The 15,917-nt window shown below is 57.1% G+C and carries 13 protein-coding genes; 3 read left to right on the top strand and 10 right to left on the bottom strand.

The features are described 5' to 3' along the window. Nucleotide 1 precedes the first annotated feature (1 nt). The 7 genes from V8L70_RS02515 to V8L70_RS02485 form a co-directional block, all read right to left on the bottom strand. Nucleotides 2–1,123 carry an ABC transporter ATP-binding protein gene (locus V8L70_RS02515; RefSeq protein ID WP_101146079.1) on the bottom strand — a complete coding sequence of 374 codons (1,122 nt, stop codon included), beginning with the start codon at nucleotides 1,121–1,123 and terminating at the stop codon, nucleotides 2–4. Between the two features lie 181 nt (nucleotides 1,124–1,304). Further along, nucleotides 1,305–2,183, bottom strand: coding sequence for a carbohydrate ABC transporter permease (locus V8L70_RS02510; protein ID WP_101146078.1), 879 nt, complete (start codon nucleotides 2,181–2,183; stop codon nucleotides 1,305–1,307). Beyond that, nucleotides 2,176–3,102 (bottom strand): carbohydrate ABC transporter permease, encoded by a 927-nt coding sequence (locus V8L70_RS02505; protein WP_101146077.1) that lies wholly within the window; start codon nucleotides 3,100–3,102, stop codon nucleotides 2,176–2,178. The genes V8L70_RS02510 and V8L70_RS02505 overlap by 8 nt, the downstream gene beginning before the upstream one ends. Before the next feature lie 93 nt (nucleotides 3,103–3,195). After that, complete coding sequence (locus V8L70_RS02500; protein WP_101146076.1) at nucleotides 3,196–4,455, bottom strand: ABC transporter substrate-binding protein; 1,260 nt, start codon at nucleotides 4,453–4,455, stop codon at nucleotides 3,196–3,198. A 111-nt stretch (nucleotides 4,456–4,566) separates the two neighbouring features. Next, nucleotides 4,567–6,078 carry an ATP-binding protein gene (locus tag V8L70_RS02495; protein ID WP_101146075.1) on the bottom strand — a complete coding sequence of 504 codons (1,512 nt, stop codon included), beginning with the start codon at nucleotides 6,076–6,078 and terminating at the stop codon, nucleotides 4,567–4,569. Next, the gene (locus tag V8L70_RS02490) at nucleotides 6,075–6,800 is read right to left on the bottom strand and encodes a response regulator (protein WP_101146074.1); all 726 of its coding nucleotides are present in this window, start codon (nucleotides 6,798–6,800) and stop codon (nucleotides 6,075–6,077) included. Before V8L70_RS02490 ends, V8L70_RS02495 begins: the two co-directional genes overlap by 4 nt. A gap of 118 nt (nucleotides 6,801–6,918) precedes the next feature. Next, nucleotides 6,919–7,716, bottom strand: coding sequence for an HAD family hydrolase (locus tag V8L70_RS02485; RefSeq protein WP_101146073.1), 798 nt, complete (start codon nucleotides 7,714–7,716; stop codon nucleotides 6,919–6,921). A 173-nt stretch (nucleotides 7,717–7,889) separates the two neighbouring features. Between V8L70_RS02485 and V8L70_RS02480 the strand changes: the two genes are divergently transcribed. Continuing rightward, the gene (locus V8L70_RS02480; RefSeq protein ID WP_101146072.1) at nucleotides 7,890–9,830 is read left to right on the top strand and encodes an exoribonuclease II; all 1,941 of its coding nucleotides are present in this window, start codon (nucleotides 7,890–7,892) and stop codon (nucleotides 9,828–9,830) included. A gap of 130 nt (nucleotides 9,831–9,960) precedes the next feature. Here V8L70_RS02480 and V8L70_RS02475 read toward each other — a convergent pair whose 3' ends face one another. The 3 genes from V8L70_RS02475 to V8L70_RS02465 all read right to left on the bottom strand — a co-directional run bounded on the left by V8L70_RS02475 (nucleotide 9,961) and on the right by V8L70_RS02465 (nucleotide 13,462). Then, nucleotides 9,961–11,586: a methyl-accepting chemotaxis protein gene (locus tag V8L70_RS02475; RefSeq protein ID WP_101146071.1), complete on the bottom strand. Its 1,626-nt coding sequence runs from the start codon at nucleotides 11,584–11,586 to the stop codon at nucleotides 9,961–9,963. A 182-nt stretch (nucleotides 11,587–11,768) separates the two neighbouring features. After that, entirely contained in the window at nucleotides 11,769–12,986 is a 1,218-nt protein-coding gene (locus tag V8L70_RS02470; RefSeq protein ID WP_101146070.1) for an extracellular catalytic domain type 1 short-chain-length polyhydroxyalkanoate depolymerase, read from the bottom strand. 59 nt (nucleotides 12,987–13,045) lie between these two features. Then, a complete protein-coding gene (locus tag V8L70_RS02465) occupies nucleotides 13,046–13,462 on the bottom strand; it encodes a CopG family transcriptional regulator (protein ID WP_101146069.1) in 417 nt (138 codons plus the stop codon). 316 nt (nucleotides 13,463–13,778) lie between these two features. On the opposite strand from V8L70_RS02465, the gene gpgS reads away from it, so the two are divergent. Both gpgS and gpgF read left to right on the top strand, forming a co-directional pair. Further along, nucleotides 13,779–14,897, top strand: coding sequence for an N-acetylglucosaminyl phosphatidylglycerol synthase (gene gpgS / locus V8L70_RS02460; RefSeq protein ID WP_101146068.1), 1,119 nt, complete (start codon nucleotides 13,779–13,781; stop codon nucleotides 14,895–14,897). Continuing rightward, on the top strand, nucleotides 14,875–15,900 hold the full coding sequence (gene gpgF, locus V8L70_RS02455) for a glucosaminyl phosphatidylglycerol flippase (protein WP_101146067.1): 1,026 nt from the start codon (nucleotides 14,875–14,877) through the stop codon (nucleotides 15,898–15,900). The genes gpgS and gpgF overlap by 23 nt, the downstream gene beginning before the upstream one ends. Nucleotides 15,901–15,917 lie beyond the last annotated feature (17 nt).

The following is a 15,917-nucleotide window of genomic DNA, read 5'->3' as shown; positions in this document are numbered from 1 at the left end:
TTTACGCAATACGCTGCTCGGTCTCGGCATCAAATAGAATCGCCCGCCCCATATCGACACGCAGCGACAAGCGCTCCCCGGCGGCTACCGCACATTTAGGCCCAACACGAGCCGTCACTTCCTGCTCGCCCAGCGGTAAACGCAGCAGGATATCTGCCCCGGTAGGCTCTACCACCGCCACATTGGCACTCAATAGTGTTCCCTCAGCTTGGGACGTTAACCGCTCGTCCTCTTCGCTGAAGTGCTCCGGCCGCAGGCCCAGGATGACCGGCTCATTAAGCCGTTCAGCCATGTCTGCGCCGATACGCGCTTCCGGCCATGGCAGAACCAACTCCGCCTCCCCCGGTGTGGCAATGCGCAGTTGATAGCCACCGTTGCCATCCTCCAGCGTGGCGCGGATGAAGTTCATCGACGGCGAGCCCATAAAGCCCGCCACGAACATATCCACCGGGTTGTTGTAGACCTCGTCCGGCGTGCCGAGCTGCAGGATATGCCCGTCGCGCATCACCGCAATGCAGTCCGCCAGGGTCATGGCTTCGACCTGGTCATGGGTGACGTAAACAATGGTGGTGCCCAGGCGCTGGTGGAGCTTTTTGATCTCGGTGCGCATATCCACGCGCAGCTTGGCATCCAGATTAGAGAGCGGCTCGTCAAACAGGTAGACCTTGGGCTCCCGGGCCAGGGCTCGCCCCATTGCCACCCGCTGACGCTGCCCGCCAGAGAGCTGTGCAGGCTTGCGATCCAGCAGATGGGTGATCTGCAGTAGATCGGCCACCCGCTCCACGGCGGCTTCCCGCTCAGGTTTGGGCACCTTGCGCATTTCCAGCCCGAAGCTGATGTTCTGGCGTACGGTCATGCTGGGGTAAAGCGCGTAGGACTGAAACACCATGGCGATGTCCCGATCCGCGGGGGTGCGCCAGGTGACGTCTTCGCCATCGATATAGATATTGCCGGACGTCACCGGCTCTAGCCCCGCAATGGCGTTCATCAGCGTGGACTTGCCGCAGCCCGAGGGGCCAACCAGAATCAGGAACTCGCCAGAATCGATCGAAATGCTGACATCTTTGAGCACCCGCTCGCTGCCGAACTCTTTGCGTACATTGTGGATTTCTAACGCTGCCATAATGAAAATCCTATTGTAAAGCGACTGACAAACTCTATTCATCTGGGTTGGTCAGAAGCAGCCCTACGCGGGGGCGCTGTGAACCCATCCCTGGGCGCTACTTTCGCCATCCCTGGCGAAAGACCCCCGCTACGGGCTGCTTCTGACCTTCTAGATATGTTTGCCACTCACCTAGTTGTTATTAGCCTTTAACGGAACCGGCTGTCAGCCCGCGCACGAAGTATTTTCCCGCCAGCACGTACACCACCAGGGTGGGCAATGCGGCAATCATGGCCGCTGCCATATCCACGTTGTACTCGCGCACGCCGGTGGAGGTATTCACCAGATTGTTTAGCGCCACGGTAACGGGCTGGGTGTTGTGGGCTGAAAACGCCACGCCAAACAGGAAGTCATTCCAGATTTGGGTGAACTGCCAGATCACCGACACCACGATAATCGGTGCAGAAACCGGCAGTAGAATGCGCCAGAAGATGCGGAAAAAGCCCGCGCCATCCAACTTCGCCGCCGATACCAGCTCGTTAGGGATACCCACGTAGAAATTGCGGAAAAACAGCGTGGTGAAGGCGATGCCAAATACCACGTGAACCAGAATCAAACCGGCGCGGGAGCTGGAGATACCCAGCCAGCCGAGGGTTTGTGCCATGGGTAACAGCACCACCTGGAAGGGAATAAAACAGCCAAACAGCATTAGCGCGAAGACTAATTCAGAGCCTTTGAAGCGCCACTTAGTTAGCGCGTAGCCGTTGAGAGCGCCAATGGTGGTTGAGATCAGCACCGCTGGAATCACAATCGCAAAGGAGTTCCAGAAGTAGCCGCCGACGCCATCACAGCGCATGCCGGTACAGGCTTCGCCCCAGGCTTTCGTCCATGGCGCCAGGGTCGGATTTTGCGGAAACGAGAGCAGCGACCCGGCGGTGATTTCGCTCAGCGGCTTCACCGAGGTCATCAGCATGACTACCAGTGGCAAGATATAGAACAGCGCGGCGAGTATCAGCACGCCGTAAAGCAGACCACGGGCCAGCCGCGCAGCGGGCGTCTGACGACGAATCACATTAGCCATGCTTGCGACTCCTTAATTCGGAGTAGAGATAAGGAATCAAAATCGCCAACACACCGCCCAACATCAGCATGGCGCTGGCAGAGCCCAAACCTATCTGTGCCCGGGTAAAGGCGTGGGCGTACATAAAGGTGGCGGGTAAGTCGGTTGCGTAGCCAGGCCCGCCGCCGGTCAGCGCGACGACCAGGTCAAAACTCTTGATAGCAATATGGGCCAGTATCATCACTGCGCTGAACACCACGGGGCGCAGGCAAGGCATCACTACGCGCCAATAAATCCTCGGCAGGCTGGCACCGTCCAACTGGGCTGCTTTCACAATACTGTCGTCGATGCCCCGCAGCCCGGCTAAAAAGAGCGCCATCACAAAGCCTGACGCCTGCCATACGGCAGCAATCACCAGGGTATAAATCGCCATATCCGGGTCAGTGATCCAATCAAAGCGAAACGATTCAAAACCCCAACTCTGGACCATGGCCTGGATACCCAACTGCGGGTTGAGTAACCACTTCCACACCACCCCGGTCACGATAAACGACAGCGCCATGGGATAGAGGTAGATCGTGCGCAGCGCACCCTCTTGGCGAATTTTCTGGTCGAGCAGAATGGCCAGCAGCGAACCAATCACCAGGCATATCACCACGAACAGCACGCCAAAAATCATTAGATTGGTCGAGGCGACCCACCAGCGCTCATTGGCCATCAGGCGCGAATACTGGCCAAAGCCGACAAAGTCGTAGCTGGGCAGCATGCGCGAGCTGGTTAGCGAGAGCACGAACGTCCACAGCATGAAGCCGTAAACAAAGAACAGCGAAATCGCCACCGACGGTGCCAGCACCAAGCGCGGCAGCCACGCCTGCAAACCACCGGAGGGCGTCGACCGCTTAGCGCCAGCCCCTAAAGGCGTCGCAGAGGTATTTTTCATGGGGAGGGAATCTCTCATCGGAGAAGTGTCCTTGCCAAGCAGAATAGACGCCGCCGTTGCGGCGGCGTCTGGAGAACGCAAGCGCTAGAAAATCTAGAAAGAGGCCGCTTCGGCGGCGCTCACCATACGTTCTGCTGCTTCTTCAGCGGGCATATCGGCGTCGTTGAAGTAGTTAGTGACCACATCGAAAATGGCGCCCTGTACATCCGCACGCACGGCCATGCCGTGAGCCATGCTGGGCACTAGGCCACCCTCTTCGGCGGTGCGCTGAAAATCAGCCAACGACTGCTGGGCACAGCTATCGAATTCGCTCATGTCCAGGTCAGGCCGCGCCGGAATCGAGCCCTTGGCAAGGTTAAACGCTTCCTGGAAAGTAGGTTCAAGCACCAAGCGGGCAAGCGCCTGTTGTGCTTCCAGCTCTTCGTCGTCGGTGACCCGGAACATGGCCAGGCTGTCGATATTGAAGGTGAACGCATCTTCGGTGCCCGGTGCTGCTGCACACAGGTAATCTTCCCCGGCGGTCAGCCCTGCCGCGGTGAATTCGCCTTTCGCCCAATCGCCCATCAGCTGAAAGCCTGCCACTCCATCGATCACCATGGCCGTGGCAATGTTCCAGTCGCGCCCTGGCATGCCCTCATCCATCAGCTCGCGGGTACGCTTGAAGTCTTCAAGGGCATCGATCATCTGTTCGCCGCCCAAGGCTTCTGGGTCTAGCTCTACCAATGCCTGCTGATAAAACTCGCTGCCCTGGCCACCTAGCAATACGCTTTCGAATACCGTTGCGTCCTGCCAAGCCTGGCCGCCATGAGCCAGCGGTACGAAGCCCGCTTCACGAATCGCTTCGCCTGCCTCGAACAACTCATCCAGCGTGGTGGGCATCTCCACCCCTGCCGCTTCCAGCACTTCTGGGTTGGCCCACAGCCAGTTGACCCGGTGCACGTTGACGGGCACCGCCACGTATTGGCCGTCGTAACGCATGATGTCGGCCACAACTTCCGGCAGCAGTTCATCCCAGCCTTCGGCGTCGGCAACGCCGTTCAAGTCACCCAGCAGGCCCAACTCGCCCCACTCCTGAATCTCGGGGCCTTTAATTTGGGCCGCTGAAGGCGGGTTGCCCGACATGGCGCGGGACTTGAGCACCGTCATGGCGGTTTCACCACCGCCACCGGCCACGGCAAAGTCCTGCCAACCGTAGCCTTCGGCTTCCATTAACTCTTTAAGCACATTGGCGGCGCGAGCTTCACCACCGGAAGTCCACCAGTGCAGCACTTCGACTTCATTCGCTTGAGCGGTGGTGACGAGCGTAGCACCTGCCAGAGCAAGCGCGAGGGTCGTCTTCTGAAACGTCGACATGGAGTCACTCCTTATATTGTTATTGTCCTCTCGGACATGCGACCTCCATGAGATTACGCCAAGGGCTGCGTCAACGGGAGTTACCGAGTACTGCAAAGTATTGGCGGTTTATTACAAACCTGTAATAGTTTTCTGGCGGGGTAGCGTGAGCGTTACCACCAGCCCACCCTCGGCATGGTTAGCAAGGGTGATATCGCCGCCGTGGGCGCGGGCAATGTGCCTAGCGATTCCTAGCCCCAGGCCACTTCCGCCAGTATGTCGGCTGCGCGAGGGTTCCAGGCGCACAAAGGGCGAAAACACCCGCCCCAACTGCTCTTCTGGGATGCCGGGGCCGTGATCGCGAATGTGCAGATTGACAACGTTACCGTGATCAACCAGTTCTACCTCGGCCTGCTTACCATAGAACACGGCATTCTCAAGCAGATTCGCTAGGCAGCGCTTAAGCGCCAACGGCTTGGCAATCAGCGGTGCAATAGGGTGGCCGCTTTTAATCTCGATTGTGACCTTACCGCCCTGCAGGCTAAGCTCTTCGGCTAGCTCTTCGACCATGTGCGTAAGATCAACCGATGCGGGCTCTTCGTGCAGGTCCAAGCCTTTTACCGAGGCCAAAGCGCCTTTAACGAGGCTATCCAGCTCATCCAATGAAGCGCAAAAGCGCTCTCGCTGGTAATCATCCTCGAGCATTTCGGCGCGCAGGCGCATCCGGGTTAACGGCGTTTTTAAATCATGGGAAATCGCCGAGAAGAGCCGCTCACGCTCCTCAATCTGCTCGCGGATGCGCCGCTGCATCCGGTTGAACGCCACGGCGGTGGCAGCGACTTCTTTGGGGCCGCTCTCTTTGAGCGGCGGCATATCCAAATCATCCCCCAACTGATTGGCTGCCCGCGAAAGTCGCGCAAGGGGGCGGGTCACGCTGGTGATGCCCAATAGCGAGAGCGCCAGCACACTCAGTAGTACCAGTAGCCCGACCAGCAAACGCTCTTTAGAGAGCCAGCGATAGCCGCTGAAAATATCTGGCACCCCAAGCAGCGTGGCGACATACAGCCAGGTGTCCGGGGCAAGCTCCAATTGAACGACCAGAATCGGCGGCGAGAGTGGTTCCATCAGCAGGCTGTGCTGCCCCCAGCGCGGCGGCAGATCATAGAGCAGCACTTCATTATTCAGCACCCGCAGGTTTTCCGGGCGGGAGAACTCGACAATCACATCATCGATATTGAGCTGCTGGGTGAGCACCGAGCGCACGTTGTTCACCACTACCTCTTTCTCCGGGCCGGAACCGATATCGTCGATGGTGAGCCTGCGCTCGTTAACGCTAACAAAAAAACGCGTGCCGCCCATATTACGCAGTTGATCGAGCACGATATGGCGGTAGTCCACGGGCAGCGAGCGGAAAAACTTCATGGTGGAGGCGATGCTAAACGCCATGTTGGTGGACAGTTCATCCAACTGTGCCAAATGGCTGGAGCGCACCTGGGAAGTCCAGATCGCGTAGCTGGCCCCTTGGGCGGCCAGCACGCCGGCGATCATGATGATCACAAAGCGCCCGCGCAGCGACGCCGGCAGCCAGCGGGCCACTCGTCTGGATAAACGCCGCCTAGTCTCGGCCCACCCCACTTGTTTCACGTTAATGCGTCTACCTGGGCAGTTAACACATAGCCCGCGCCACGCACCGTGCGAATCAACTGCGAGTGCTGAGCATCTTCACCCAGCCGTTGGCGCAGGCGACAAACGTGAACATCAATAGAGCGGTCTAGCGGCGGCGCATCCCGCCCCCGGGTAAGCGCATAGAGATCATCCCGTGTCAGCACCTTGGCCGGGTGCTCTAAAAACACCTGCAGTAGTTGAAAATCAGCCCCTGAAAGCGCGGCGCGCTCGCCCTGCAGATCAATCAGCTCGCGGGTCATACGGTCGAGCTGCCAACTGCCAAAACTGACCCAGCGCGCCTGCCCTGCTGGCAACGCTGGCGGAACGCTGCGAGTGCGGCGCAGTACCGCTTTGATGCGCGCCAGCAATTCGCGAGGGTTAAATGGCTTGCCCAAATAGTCATCCGCGCCCAGTTCCAGACCAAGAATACGGTCGGTCTCATCGGCACTGGCGGTCAGCATGATAATCGGCACATCGCTGTGCTTTCGAACGTCCCGGCAGATAGTAAAGCCATCATCACCGGGGAGCATTAGATCAACAATCAGCAAGTCAGGGACGTGTTCAGCGCGCAGCGAATGCAGCGCTTGGGCACCGTCCGCCGTAAATACCCGGTAACCGTGCCGCCCCAGGTAGTCCGCGAGCAGTTCACAAATTTCCGGGTCATCGTCGACCACAATCAAAGTAGCAGGGGTTGTCGTCATATCGCAGCGGGTTCAGCCCTACGTTGTTGTCATTATATCGGGGCCTGATGATGGTCGAGGGGGTACGCAGTAGCAATACCGTTACGACCAAGGTTGCATTAGTGTTTACCAGTATCAGTTAAAGCTCAAAGCGCTTTTTTAACCATTCGGCAACAGCCGCTTCACCATGGTGGCCGATACGCTCGGCGCCTTCTATACGGCCAAAGAGATCAAGGTGGGCGTTGGCCATTACCTGGGCTTCCCCGGCTAACACAAGCATTTCGGTGTCGTTGAGGTTGTCACCAAACGCCATACATTCGGCTGGAGTTAATGCTAAGCGTTCAAGCAGTGAGGCTAACGCAACGCCTTTGTTAACGCCGCCCGCCATGATTTCCAGGGAATCAATCGTCGAGTAGGTGATATGAAGTGAATCTCCATGGGCTTCATGAGCCTGCTCTTCCAGCTGTTTCAGCGCCTCCGGGTCGCCTAGATAGAGCACTTTACCCACGCCGTTAATGTCCATCTGATCAGTCGGCACGACCTCATAACCAAACCCGGTAGAGGCGTGAAGAGATAATAGATGTGGGGCTTCGGCATCAATATGCCAGCCGCTTTCACGGTAGAGGTTCAAACGCACCTGAGGCGGACGCGGGAGATTAATCAACGTTTGTGCATGCTCAGGGTCGACATGGGTAGCGGCCAGCAAGGTGCCTTGTGGGTCGTGCACATAGGCGCCGTTGGTACTGATCAAGTGCGCTGGTATATCCAACTGATCGCGAAATACCTTCATATCGTGATAGTGGCGCCCCGAAGCAAGCGCGACATGGTGGCCTTGCTTCACCAGCGCCCGCAGCACTTCAACGGTGCTTTCGTGCAGGGTGTGGTCGCTTCCTAAAAGGGTTCCATCCAGGTCAGAAACAATCAGGCGGGGTGTCATAACGCGCTCCATCGGCATGGGCATTTAGCTTAACCGATTCTTTTGAGCGCATGTAAGCCTTTGACGCGCCGTCACCCAAGCGAACATCCGGGCCGACTTCACTCGGCGGCAATTGGCGTGGCAAGCGGGAATCCGTATAGTGGCACCCTAACTCTCGCCAACTGATTGAGCTCATGCTTCAGAATAACGCCATGCTTGCCCAGCTCAAGCAACAGATTCGTCAAACCACCCCCCGTGCTGAAGGGGTGATCAAAGCCACCGACAAAGGTTTCGGTTTTCTCGAAACCGACGACGGTGAATCCTATTTCGTGCCGCCACCCGCCATGAAGCAAGTGCTGCACGGTGACCGTGTGGAAGCGGTTATCCACGAGAACGGTGACAAAAAATCCGTTGAACCCGAAAAGCTGATTGAAGCTGGGCTGGATCGGTTTGTGGCCCGCGTGCAGAAGCGCGAAGGCCGCCTGGCCGTGGTTCCCGACCATCCGTCGATTAAAAATGTTATCAAGGCGCGGATTAAGAACAACCTTGATGAAGAGAGCATTGCTGACGGCGATTGGGTCGTTGCCCGCTTGGTGCGTCATCCGCTAAAAACCGATGACCGCGCTTTCTTTGCCCAGATTGATGAGCTGGTCGCCAAAAGCGATGATCCGGCAGTGCCGTGGCGCGTCACACTTGCCCGCCATGCGCTGGAGCAAGAGTGCCCCGATGCAGGTACCGATTGGCCGCTGATGGATGAAGGCCTGACGCGCGAAGACTTAACCGCCACGCCCTTCTTCACCATCGATGGTGAGAAGACCCGCGATATGGATGATGCGCTGCACATCGCACCTCGCGCTGAAGGCGGCTGGCAGTTGAGTGTCGCGATTGCCGACCCCACCGCCTATGTGGAAGAGGGCCATGCGGCTGATTTAGAAGCCCGCACCCGCGCTTTCACCGTTTACCTGCCCGGCCAGAACGTCACGATGCTGCCAGAGCAGCTAGCGGATGACCTCTGCTCATTGTGGGAAGATAAAGAGCGCCCCGCGCTGGCCTGCACGCTGGATATCAATGCCGACGGCAGCCTGGGCGAGTACCGCTTTTTTGCGGCGAACGTTAAGTCTCACGCCAAGCTCGTTTACGACAACGTCTCCGACTGGATCGAAGGCCAAGGCGATTGGGCCCCGGCGGATGATATTGCCGAGCAGCTCACCGCGCTGCGTGATTTGACCGAGGCACGTACCGCTTGGCGCAACGAACACGCGCTGGTGTTTAAAGACCGCCCCGACTACGTGTTTGATCTCGATCCTGCTGGCAACGTATTGGCCGTGCGCACCGAAGAGCGCCGCATTGCCAACCGCATGATCGAAGAGTCGATGATTGTGGCTAACGCCTGCTGCGCGGACTTCCTGGCCCAGCATATCGGCCACGGTATCTTTAACGTGCACCGTGCGTTCGAACCCGAGAAAGCCGAGGCCGCTCAGGAATTCCTGGCAGGGCAAGAGATCGTGGTCGAACGCGAAGCGCTGACTGAGCTTGCCCGCTACACTGAGCTGAAGCGTGCACTGGAAAGTCGCGACGACGCTTGGCTGGATGCGCGCCTGCGCCGCTTCCAGGGCTTCACCATGATGTCCGCACAGCCCGGCCCGCACTTTGGCCTCGGCCTGGCCGCCTACGCGACCTGGACCTCGCCGATTCGTAAGTATGGCGATATGGTCAACCACCGCCTGATCAAGCGCGTGCTGAAAGGTGAGCAGGCGCCCGCCGAAGCTACCCAGCAGCTCACCGAGCAGTTGACGGAGCGTCGCCGCCTGAACCGTATGGCCGAGCGCGACGTGAAAGACTGGCTCTACGTGCGCTACCTAACGCCTGCCGCACAGAACCAGATTACGTTTGAGGCCGAAATCATGGCCATCAACCGTGGCGGTATGCGCGTTCGCCTGCTGGAAAATGGCGCGACTGCCTTTGTTCCAGCCCCTTTAATGCACAGTGACCGCAGCAAAGTGGTGATTGATGATAAAGAGGGACGTATCCAGATCGAAGGCGAAGAGCGCTACAAGCTTGGCGACCCGCTTCGCGTCATCTTGACCGAAGCCCGCGAAGAGACCCGCTCGTTGGTAGCTAAACCCGCTGCATAAACCGTATTTGTTTACTCTCAATAACCGACAACGGCGCCCTAGGGCGCCGTTGTTGTTTCGATCGTTCTGGCAGTATTTTGAATAGCTTGTAGATTTACTTCCCACAGGAATACGCAAACGCATTAGCTTATTAAAACGCTGCCTGTGTGGCTCTCGAAGGTAAAGCCATGGCAGGCGTGCGTGCTGATAGTTTGTTCAGCTTCGCATCGTCAATTTGAAACGCCGCTACTAGCTCGCGAAGCCGCCCAGCCTGTTCCTCCAGAGAAAATGCTGCTGTCGTCGACTGTTGGACCAGCGCACTATTTTGCTGAGTCGTTGAGTCCATTTCAGTGATCGCTGTATTAATCTGCTCGATACCACTACTTTGCTCACGCGTAGCAGAGGACACCTCAGCCATCAGCAGGGCAAGACGCTGGATCATCGTTTCCGTTTCTCCTATAGTCGTTGCTCCTCGCTCCGCTTGATCAGAACACAGCTTTATTTTGTTGCGTGTATCATCCAGCATGCCGCGAATTTCGCTGGCTGACGCGGCACTGCGGCTTGCCAGCGAACGAACTTCGGTAGCCACTACCGCAAACCCACGGCCTTTCTCACCAGCACGCGCCGCTTCCACGGAGGCGTTCAGGGCCAGAATATTGGTTTGAAAGGCAATCGCATCGATGGCTTCGACGATCTTGTTCATACTGAGTGAGGCCGCCGTCACTTCACGCATCAACTCCACGCTGCGTGTCACTTCTTCACCGCCATTGTGCATCTGCTGTGACGAAGCATGGGCCAGCGTATCAGCCTCTTTGGTTGAATCGCTGTTCTGGCGAACCGTTGCCGTCATTTCTTCCATGCTAGAAGCCGTTTCCTGCAAGGCTGCGGCTTGCTGCTCAGTACGAGATGCAAGCTCCTGCCCGCCTTGGGCAATCTCATTGGCACCGTGCAAGACATTTTCGCTGGAGTCACGTAGTGAGGCGACAAGCGACGTAAGCTCTTTGCTCATGTGAGCCATCGAGCTCAATAGCTGTGCTGTTTCATCACGTCCGGTAAATACAATATCGTGGCGTAAGTCTCCTTCTGCTACACGCTGGGCAACCTCAACGGCCCGCCGCAAAGGCAGTACGATGCTGCGCGTAATAGCAATGGCCAGCGCCAGCGCCATCAATAACGCCGCCCCCGCGAAGATACAAAGCTGCCAAATAGCTAAACGATACTCGGCATCTATTGCCTCATTAGCAACCTTTACTCCCGCGTCAGCCACTAGGCTAATTTCATCAGCCAATTCCTCAAGCTGGTAGATACTATCTTTATGCTCACCGAAAGCTAGATTGGCTTGAGAGGTTTCGGTAATAGCGCTCTGTTCAATTTGACGATAGACCGTCATAAACCCTTCTTCATACCCCTGGAGGGCGCTTTCTGCCTGCTGGTACAGCACATTGAGGCTATCTTTATCGGCAATTTGGCTTCCCGCTTGGAAGGCAGCCTGAATTTTCTCGATGGTCGCCACCCAACGCTGCTGATAGTTCGCTACCCGCTCGGGACTGTTGATGTTGATAAAGATATCTTTTTCAAAGCGTCGCGCTTGCAGCGAAAGGCGCTGAATTTCCGCTGCATTGCTTGCTAGCGCGACATCCGTGTCCAAGGTTTTTTGGGCAGTATCCTTGGTAAAGGTGATACCCATAACTCCCGCTATTAAAGTGCCCAAAAGAAATAGCGATACCAGGCCAAAAGCCAGTGCGAGCCGTGTACCGATCTTGAACCGTGAAAGCATGGAAACTTCCTAATTAGAAAGAGAAGAATAATTGTCGGCATAAAGACCTTAAACTTTAGTTCTATATATACAAATATCACTAATATATATTTAACTAGCTTGTGCTAATTTCCAGGACGACTCTCATACAGCGTTAGGACTTACGATAGGCCGAGCATAGCTTCTGCTCCTGCTTTCCCTTTCTAAGAGCCAGCCTGCTGATGCTGAAAGAAGAAACGCAGCATTTCCTTGGTAGCATCGGGGCCTTTCGGGTCGGTATAGCTGCCTTGGGTGCTGCCTCCTGACCAGGCGTGGCCAGCTCCATGAATGCGCCATTGTTCCATGTGTGGCTCGCCCTTCGCATTGTGGTGTGTGGTACGCGTATAGGCATGACCATTAGCCACTTTCCCCTGCTCCACCGTCGCCCCCGCTTGGCGCGATGTGTCGTACTGGGCGGCCACGCGATCCGCATTGCTGGGGTGCACGGTAGTGTCACGATCGCCATGGAAGATAATCGCGGGCACTTCCGATGCCCAACCGGCCCCTTTCGCTTTACCACCGCCAAGAGGCCCCGTGCCACCCTGCATTGCGCCCAAGGCATCGGGAAGACTCTGAGCCACACCGTGGGGTAACCCGGAGTGCACGCCCACCGCCGCAAACAGATCCGGGTAGGTCATCGCCAGGGTGGTTGCCATGGCGGCACCTGCTGAAAGGCCTGCGACATAGACGCGGGAACCATCAAGGCCATGGGTCTCAATGATCTGGCGCGTCATGCCCGCAATAATCGCGGGTTCACCGCCCTCGCGCTGCTGGTCTTCGGCTTTAAACCAGTTCCAGCATTTCGAGCTATTGGCGGTCATCGGCTGAGCCGGATAGAGCACGCAACACAGCTGCTCTTCGGCCAGCCGGTTCATCTCGGTTCCGGCAGCGAAGTCATCAGGGTTCTGCGTACAGCCATGCAGCATCACCACCAGCGGCAGTGCCTGACCGGTATAGCCGCTGGGGATATACAGTTTGTAATCACGCGAGCCCACGTGGCTGGTATAACGACCGGCAGTGAACGTCCCAGGCTGTGGCTCCTCGCTCCGTGCATACTCAGGCGAGGCTTGCTCGGGTTGTGCCATGCCAGCACGAAACTTCATCCACTTGTCGCGCCATGCAGCAGGCACCTTAATATCGCCGGGCGTAAATGCGTCGGCTGGCGACTCAGTAGGCTCTGGCTTAGATTCAGTGGCTTCTTCGTCGATGACCTCGCAGGTCCCGTCGAAGGTATTGCCTTCCCGGTAAGAGGTATTCGGCGTTTCAGCGCCTCTCGATTCGGGTGCACTGCCCTGGAGAATAGCCATCGCCTCTTGCAGTTTTCCCGCACGGGTTAGCCGCGTCGCTTCTTCCATTCGCTTCGTCATCGTGGCATCGATCATTTTCAATATCCTTATTCAATGATTGCTTAGTCAGTGTTTATTGAGTGAGCCTGAGCTCTTCAGTGGATGCGATCTGCCAGAGCAGCCTTAACCGCTTTACTGGCGTTCAAGGCGCCCAGGACCACGACGGATTCAATGGTGGCGAGGGCAAGCTCAGGCGTTACGTCGTCGGCAATGCTGGCCATGCCCAGCACCTGGATCTGGAGTTTCTCCCCGGCTCCCTGCAGGGCCTCTAAATCCGCACGGCTGTAATGCTCAAGACCCAATACAAACGCCTTACGGGTCACGGTTTCCTTAACGACCTCGGCATGGGTCAACAACTGGTTACGGATAGCGGTGCGAATCAGATCGGTCCGGTTGGAGTAAAAACCTTCCTGAACCAACAGATCGATCTGCCCCAGGTCGACCACCCCAAGGTTGATAGTGATTTTCTCACTTGAATCACCGCCCTTGCGGCGCATTTCATGCACGCTCATGTGTCGTTCCTCGTTGTGCTTAGTAGCCAGACACCTTTCGCTTGGCTTAAAACATCTATATAACACTCAAACAACATCCAAATGGATTCCATTCACCATCCATATGGATGGTATATTAGTCTAGCCCTGCTAAGAGTCAACAAATAATCCAAATAAAACGATTCCTCATTACCAAGCCATCAGATGGAATAGGTGTGATGGCAAGAGGCGTTGAAAGGGATTAACAGGAAATAAAAGCCTCGGCTCAACTGTCGCTGAACTGACTTATTTCTCCTTTATGGTGAAACGATGACAATCTTTATGGTTGGAGGTTAGCTTGCACATTGCCGATGTGACGATGTTCCATGCACCCGCCAGCGGTGGTGTGCGTACCTATTTACAGGCCAAACACCGTGTTTTTTCGCGCATCCCCCAACTGCGCACCAGCCTGCTGGTGCCGGGCGCGGAGCGCGATAGTTTGGGCGATCACCACACCTTACCAGCGCTACACCTGCCTTTAGGCCAGGGCTATCGTTTTCCATTACGCTCCTCCCCCTGGCGGGATGCCCTGGTTGATCTAAAGCCTGACCTCATCGAGGCTGGCGACCCGTACGTAACGGCATGGGCGGCGTTAGCCGCGGGGCAGCGACTCGGCGTGCCGGTGGTGGGCTTCTATCACTCTGATCTGCCACGTTTGATGGGTGATCGCTTGGGGCGCTACGTTGAGCAGCGCTTAACCCGCTATGTAGCGGACCTTTATAGTCGGTTCGATAGCGTATTGGCGCCCTGTAACGCGATGGCAGATCGGCTGCGCGACTGGGGCGTCGATAATGTTCGCGTTCAGCCGTTGGGGGTCGATTTAGCGCAATTTAATCCCCAGCAGCGTGACCCCACCTTCCGACAGACCATGGGCATACCCAGCGATAAAAAGCTGCTGATCTTTGTGGGACGTAACTCACGCGAGAAAAATATTGATGTACTGCTTTCAACGATGCGTCAGCTAGGCAGCGATTACCATTTGCTGCTGATGGGTCCAGGCATGCCGCATCACGTACCCAGCAACGTCACCATTGTGGATCGCTGTTGTGGTGCCCACGAGGTAGCCAAAGCACTGGCCAGTAGTGATGCTCTGCTGCACGCAGGCACCCGCGAAACTTTCGGCTTAGTTGCTCAGGAAGCCATGGCCTGCGGCATTCCAGTGGTGGCAGCCAGGGCCGGGGCGCTGGCCGAAAACGTGCCGCTGGGTGCGGGTATTTTATGCAAGCCGCTCGACCCCACTGCCATGGCTGAGGCCTGTCTAGCGCTGTTTAGTAATGATGTCGCTGCTAGCGGGCGCTATGCGCGTCGCCATGTCGAGCGTCATTTCAACTGGGATGGCGTTATGCACTCTCTGCTTGAGCACTATCAGCAGCTTTGCCACGGCAGCCAACCCTATGCACTCCACCAACACCACTAGCCGTCGCCAGCTACTGAAGTGGCGGCCTATCCACGGCGTGATGATTGCCTTGGCGCTGATTGCGCCACTGGTGCTCACCGCCTGGCTGGGTGGAGCCGAGGCGCTTCAGCGCGTCAAACACTTTCCGCTTGGGTTGCTGCTACTGATGCTGGTAATGGCCTTTCTGTGCTGGAACCTAAATGCAGCAAGGCTTCGACTGATGCTGGGCGGCCGTGCCGGCAGGCTCGGCCAGCGCGGTGCGCTAGGGATTGAATTGGCGTCTAAGTTTGCGCTGTGCGCCACACCAGGTGGCAGCGGTGGCCCGGCGACCCTGCTGTTGTTGCTTGCACGGCGCGGCTTTCCACCGGCCAAAGGCGCGGCAGTGTTTCTGATTGATCAAGGCTGTGACTTACTGTTCTTCCTGGCCATGTTGAGCGGCCTGGTGCTCTTTTCGGTGTTCAGCGACGCCCAGTGGCCACACCAATCGCTCGTTCAGTGGGCGCTGGTGGGGTTAGCGTTCATGGCGACGCTGGTGAGTGTGGTCATGCGCTATCTACCAAGCCTACTGCGCTCCCCTAGCGTGAATACACCGTGGCCAAGCCAGTATCAGCGACGCTGGCTTGCACGGCGCCTACTGCGCTGTCGACATGCGCTCAAGGTGACGCTAGAGCTGCCGCGTACGACGCTTCTCGCTATGATGCTGTTGACCACCGCCCATTGGCTAATGCGCTATAGCTTGCTTTATCTGGCGGTACTGGGAGTAGGCGGTCATGCAGATTGGATTTGGACCTTCCTGACTCAAATGCTGGCGATGGCCGCGAGTCAACTTAGCTTTCTACCTGGCGGGGCGGGTGCTGCGGAGGTGGGTGTGGGTGGTCTGTTGCTGCCGCTAATGGAACGCGAACAGGCCGCCGCAGCGGTATTGGTGTGGCGGCTGGTCAGCTACCATCTTTACTTGGCGGCAGGCGCACCGCTGTTTGTGCTGTATAGCTATCGCATGCTGCGTCGCTCACCGACACCCTAGCAGTATTATTAAATAGC

The organism is Vreelandella arctica (assembly GCF_037070215.1).
GTDB classification, from domain to species: domain Bacteria; phylum Pseudomonadota; class Gammaproteobacteria; order Pseudomonadales; family Halomonadaceae; genus Vreelandella; species Vreelandella arctica.
Note: the sequence above shows the minus strand (reverse complement) of the source record. Positions and strands in the feature narration are given on the sequence as shown.

Bases quoted from the DNA above. Each gene is read 5' to 3' on its own strand.
- V8L70_RS02515 (WP_101146079.1), bottom strand. From the start codon at position 1,123: ATGGCAGCGTTAGAAATCCACAATGTACGCAAAGAGTTCGGCAGCGAG.
- V8L70_RS02470 (WP_101146070.1), bottom strand. From the start codon at position 12,986: ATGATCGATGCCACGATGACGAAGCGAATGGAAGAAGCGACGCGGCTA.
- V8L70_RS02485 (WP_101146073.1), bottom strand. From the start codon at position 7,716: ATGACACCCCGCCTGATTGTTTCTGACCTGGATGGAACCCTTTTAGGA.
- V8L70_RS02505 (WP_101146077.1), bottom strand. From the start codon at position 3,102: ATGAAAAATACCTCTGCGACGCCTTTAGGGGCTGGCGCTAAGCGGTCG.
- V8L70_RS02475 (WP_101146071.1), bottom strand. From the start codon at position 11,586: ATGCTTTCACGGTTCAAGATCGGTACACGGCTCGCACTGGCTTTTGGC.
- gpgF (WP_101146067.1), top strand. From the start codon at position 14,875: ATGCACTCCACCAACACCACTAGCCGTCGCCAGCTACTGAAGTGGCGG.
- V8L70_RS02480 (WP_101146072.1), top strand. From the start codon at position 7,890: ATGCTTCAGAATAACGCCATGCTTGCCCAGCTCAAGCAACAGATTCGT.
- V8L70_RS02465 (WP_101146069.1), bottom strand. From the start codon at position 13,462: ATGAGCGTGCATGAAATGCGCCGCAAGGGCGGTGATTCAAGTGAGAAA.
- V8L70_RS02490 (WP_101146074.1), bottom strand. From the start codon at position 6,800: ATGACGACAACCCCTGCTACTTTGATTGTGGTCGACGATGACCCGGAA.
- V8L70_RS02500 (WP_101146076.1), bottom strand. From the start codon at position 4,455: ATGTCGACGTTTCAGAAGACGACCCTCGCGCTTGCTCTGGCAGGTGCT.
- V8L70_RS02510 (WP_101146078.1), bottom strand. From the start codon at position 2,183: ATGGCTAATGTGATTCGTCGTCAGACGCCCGCTGCGCGGCTGGCCCGT.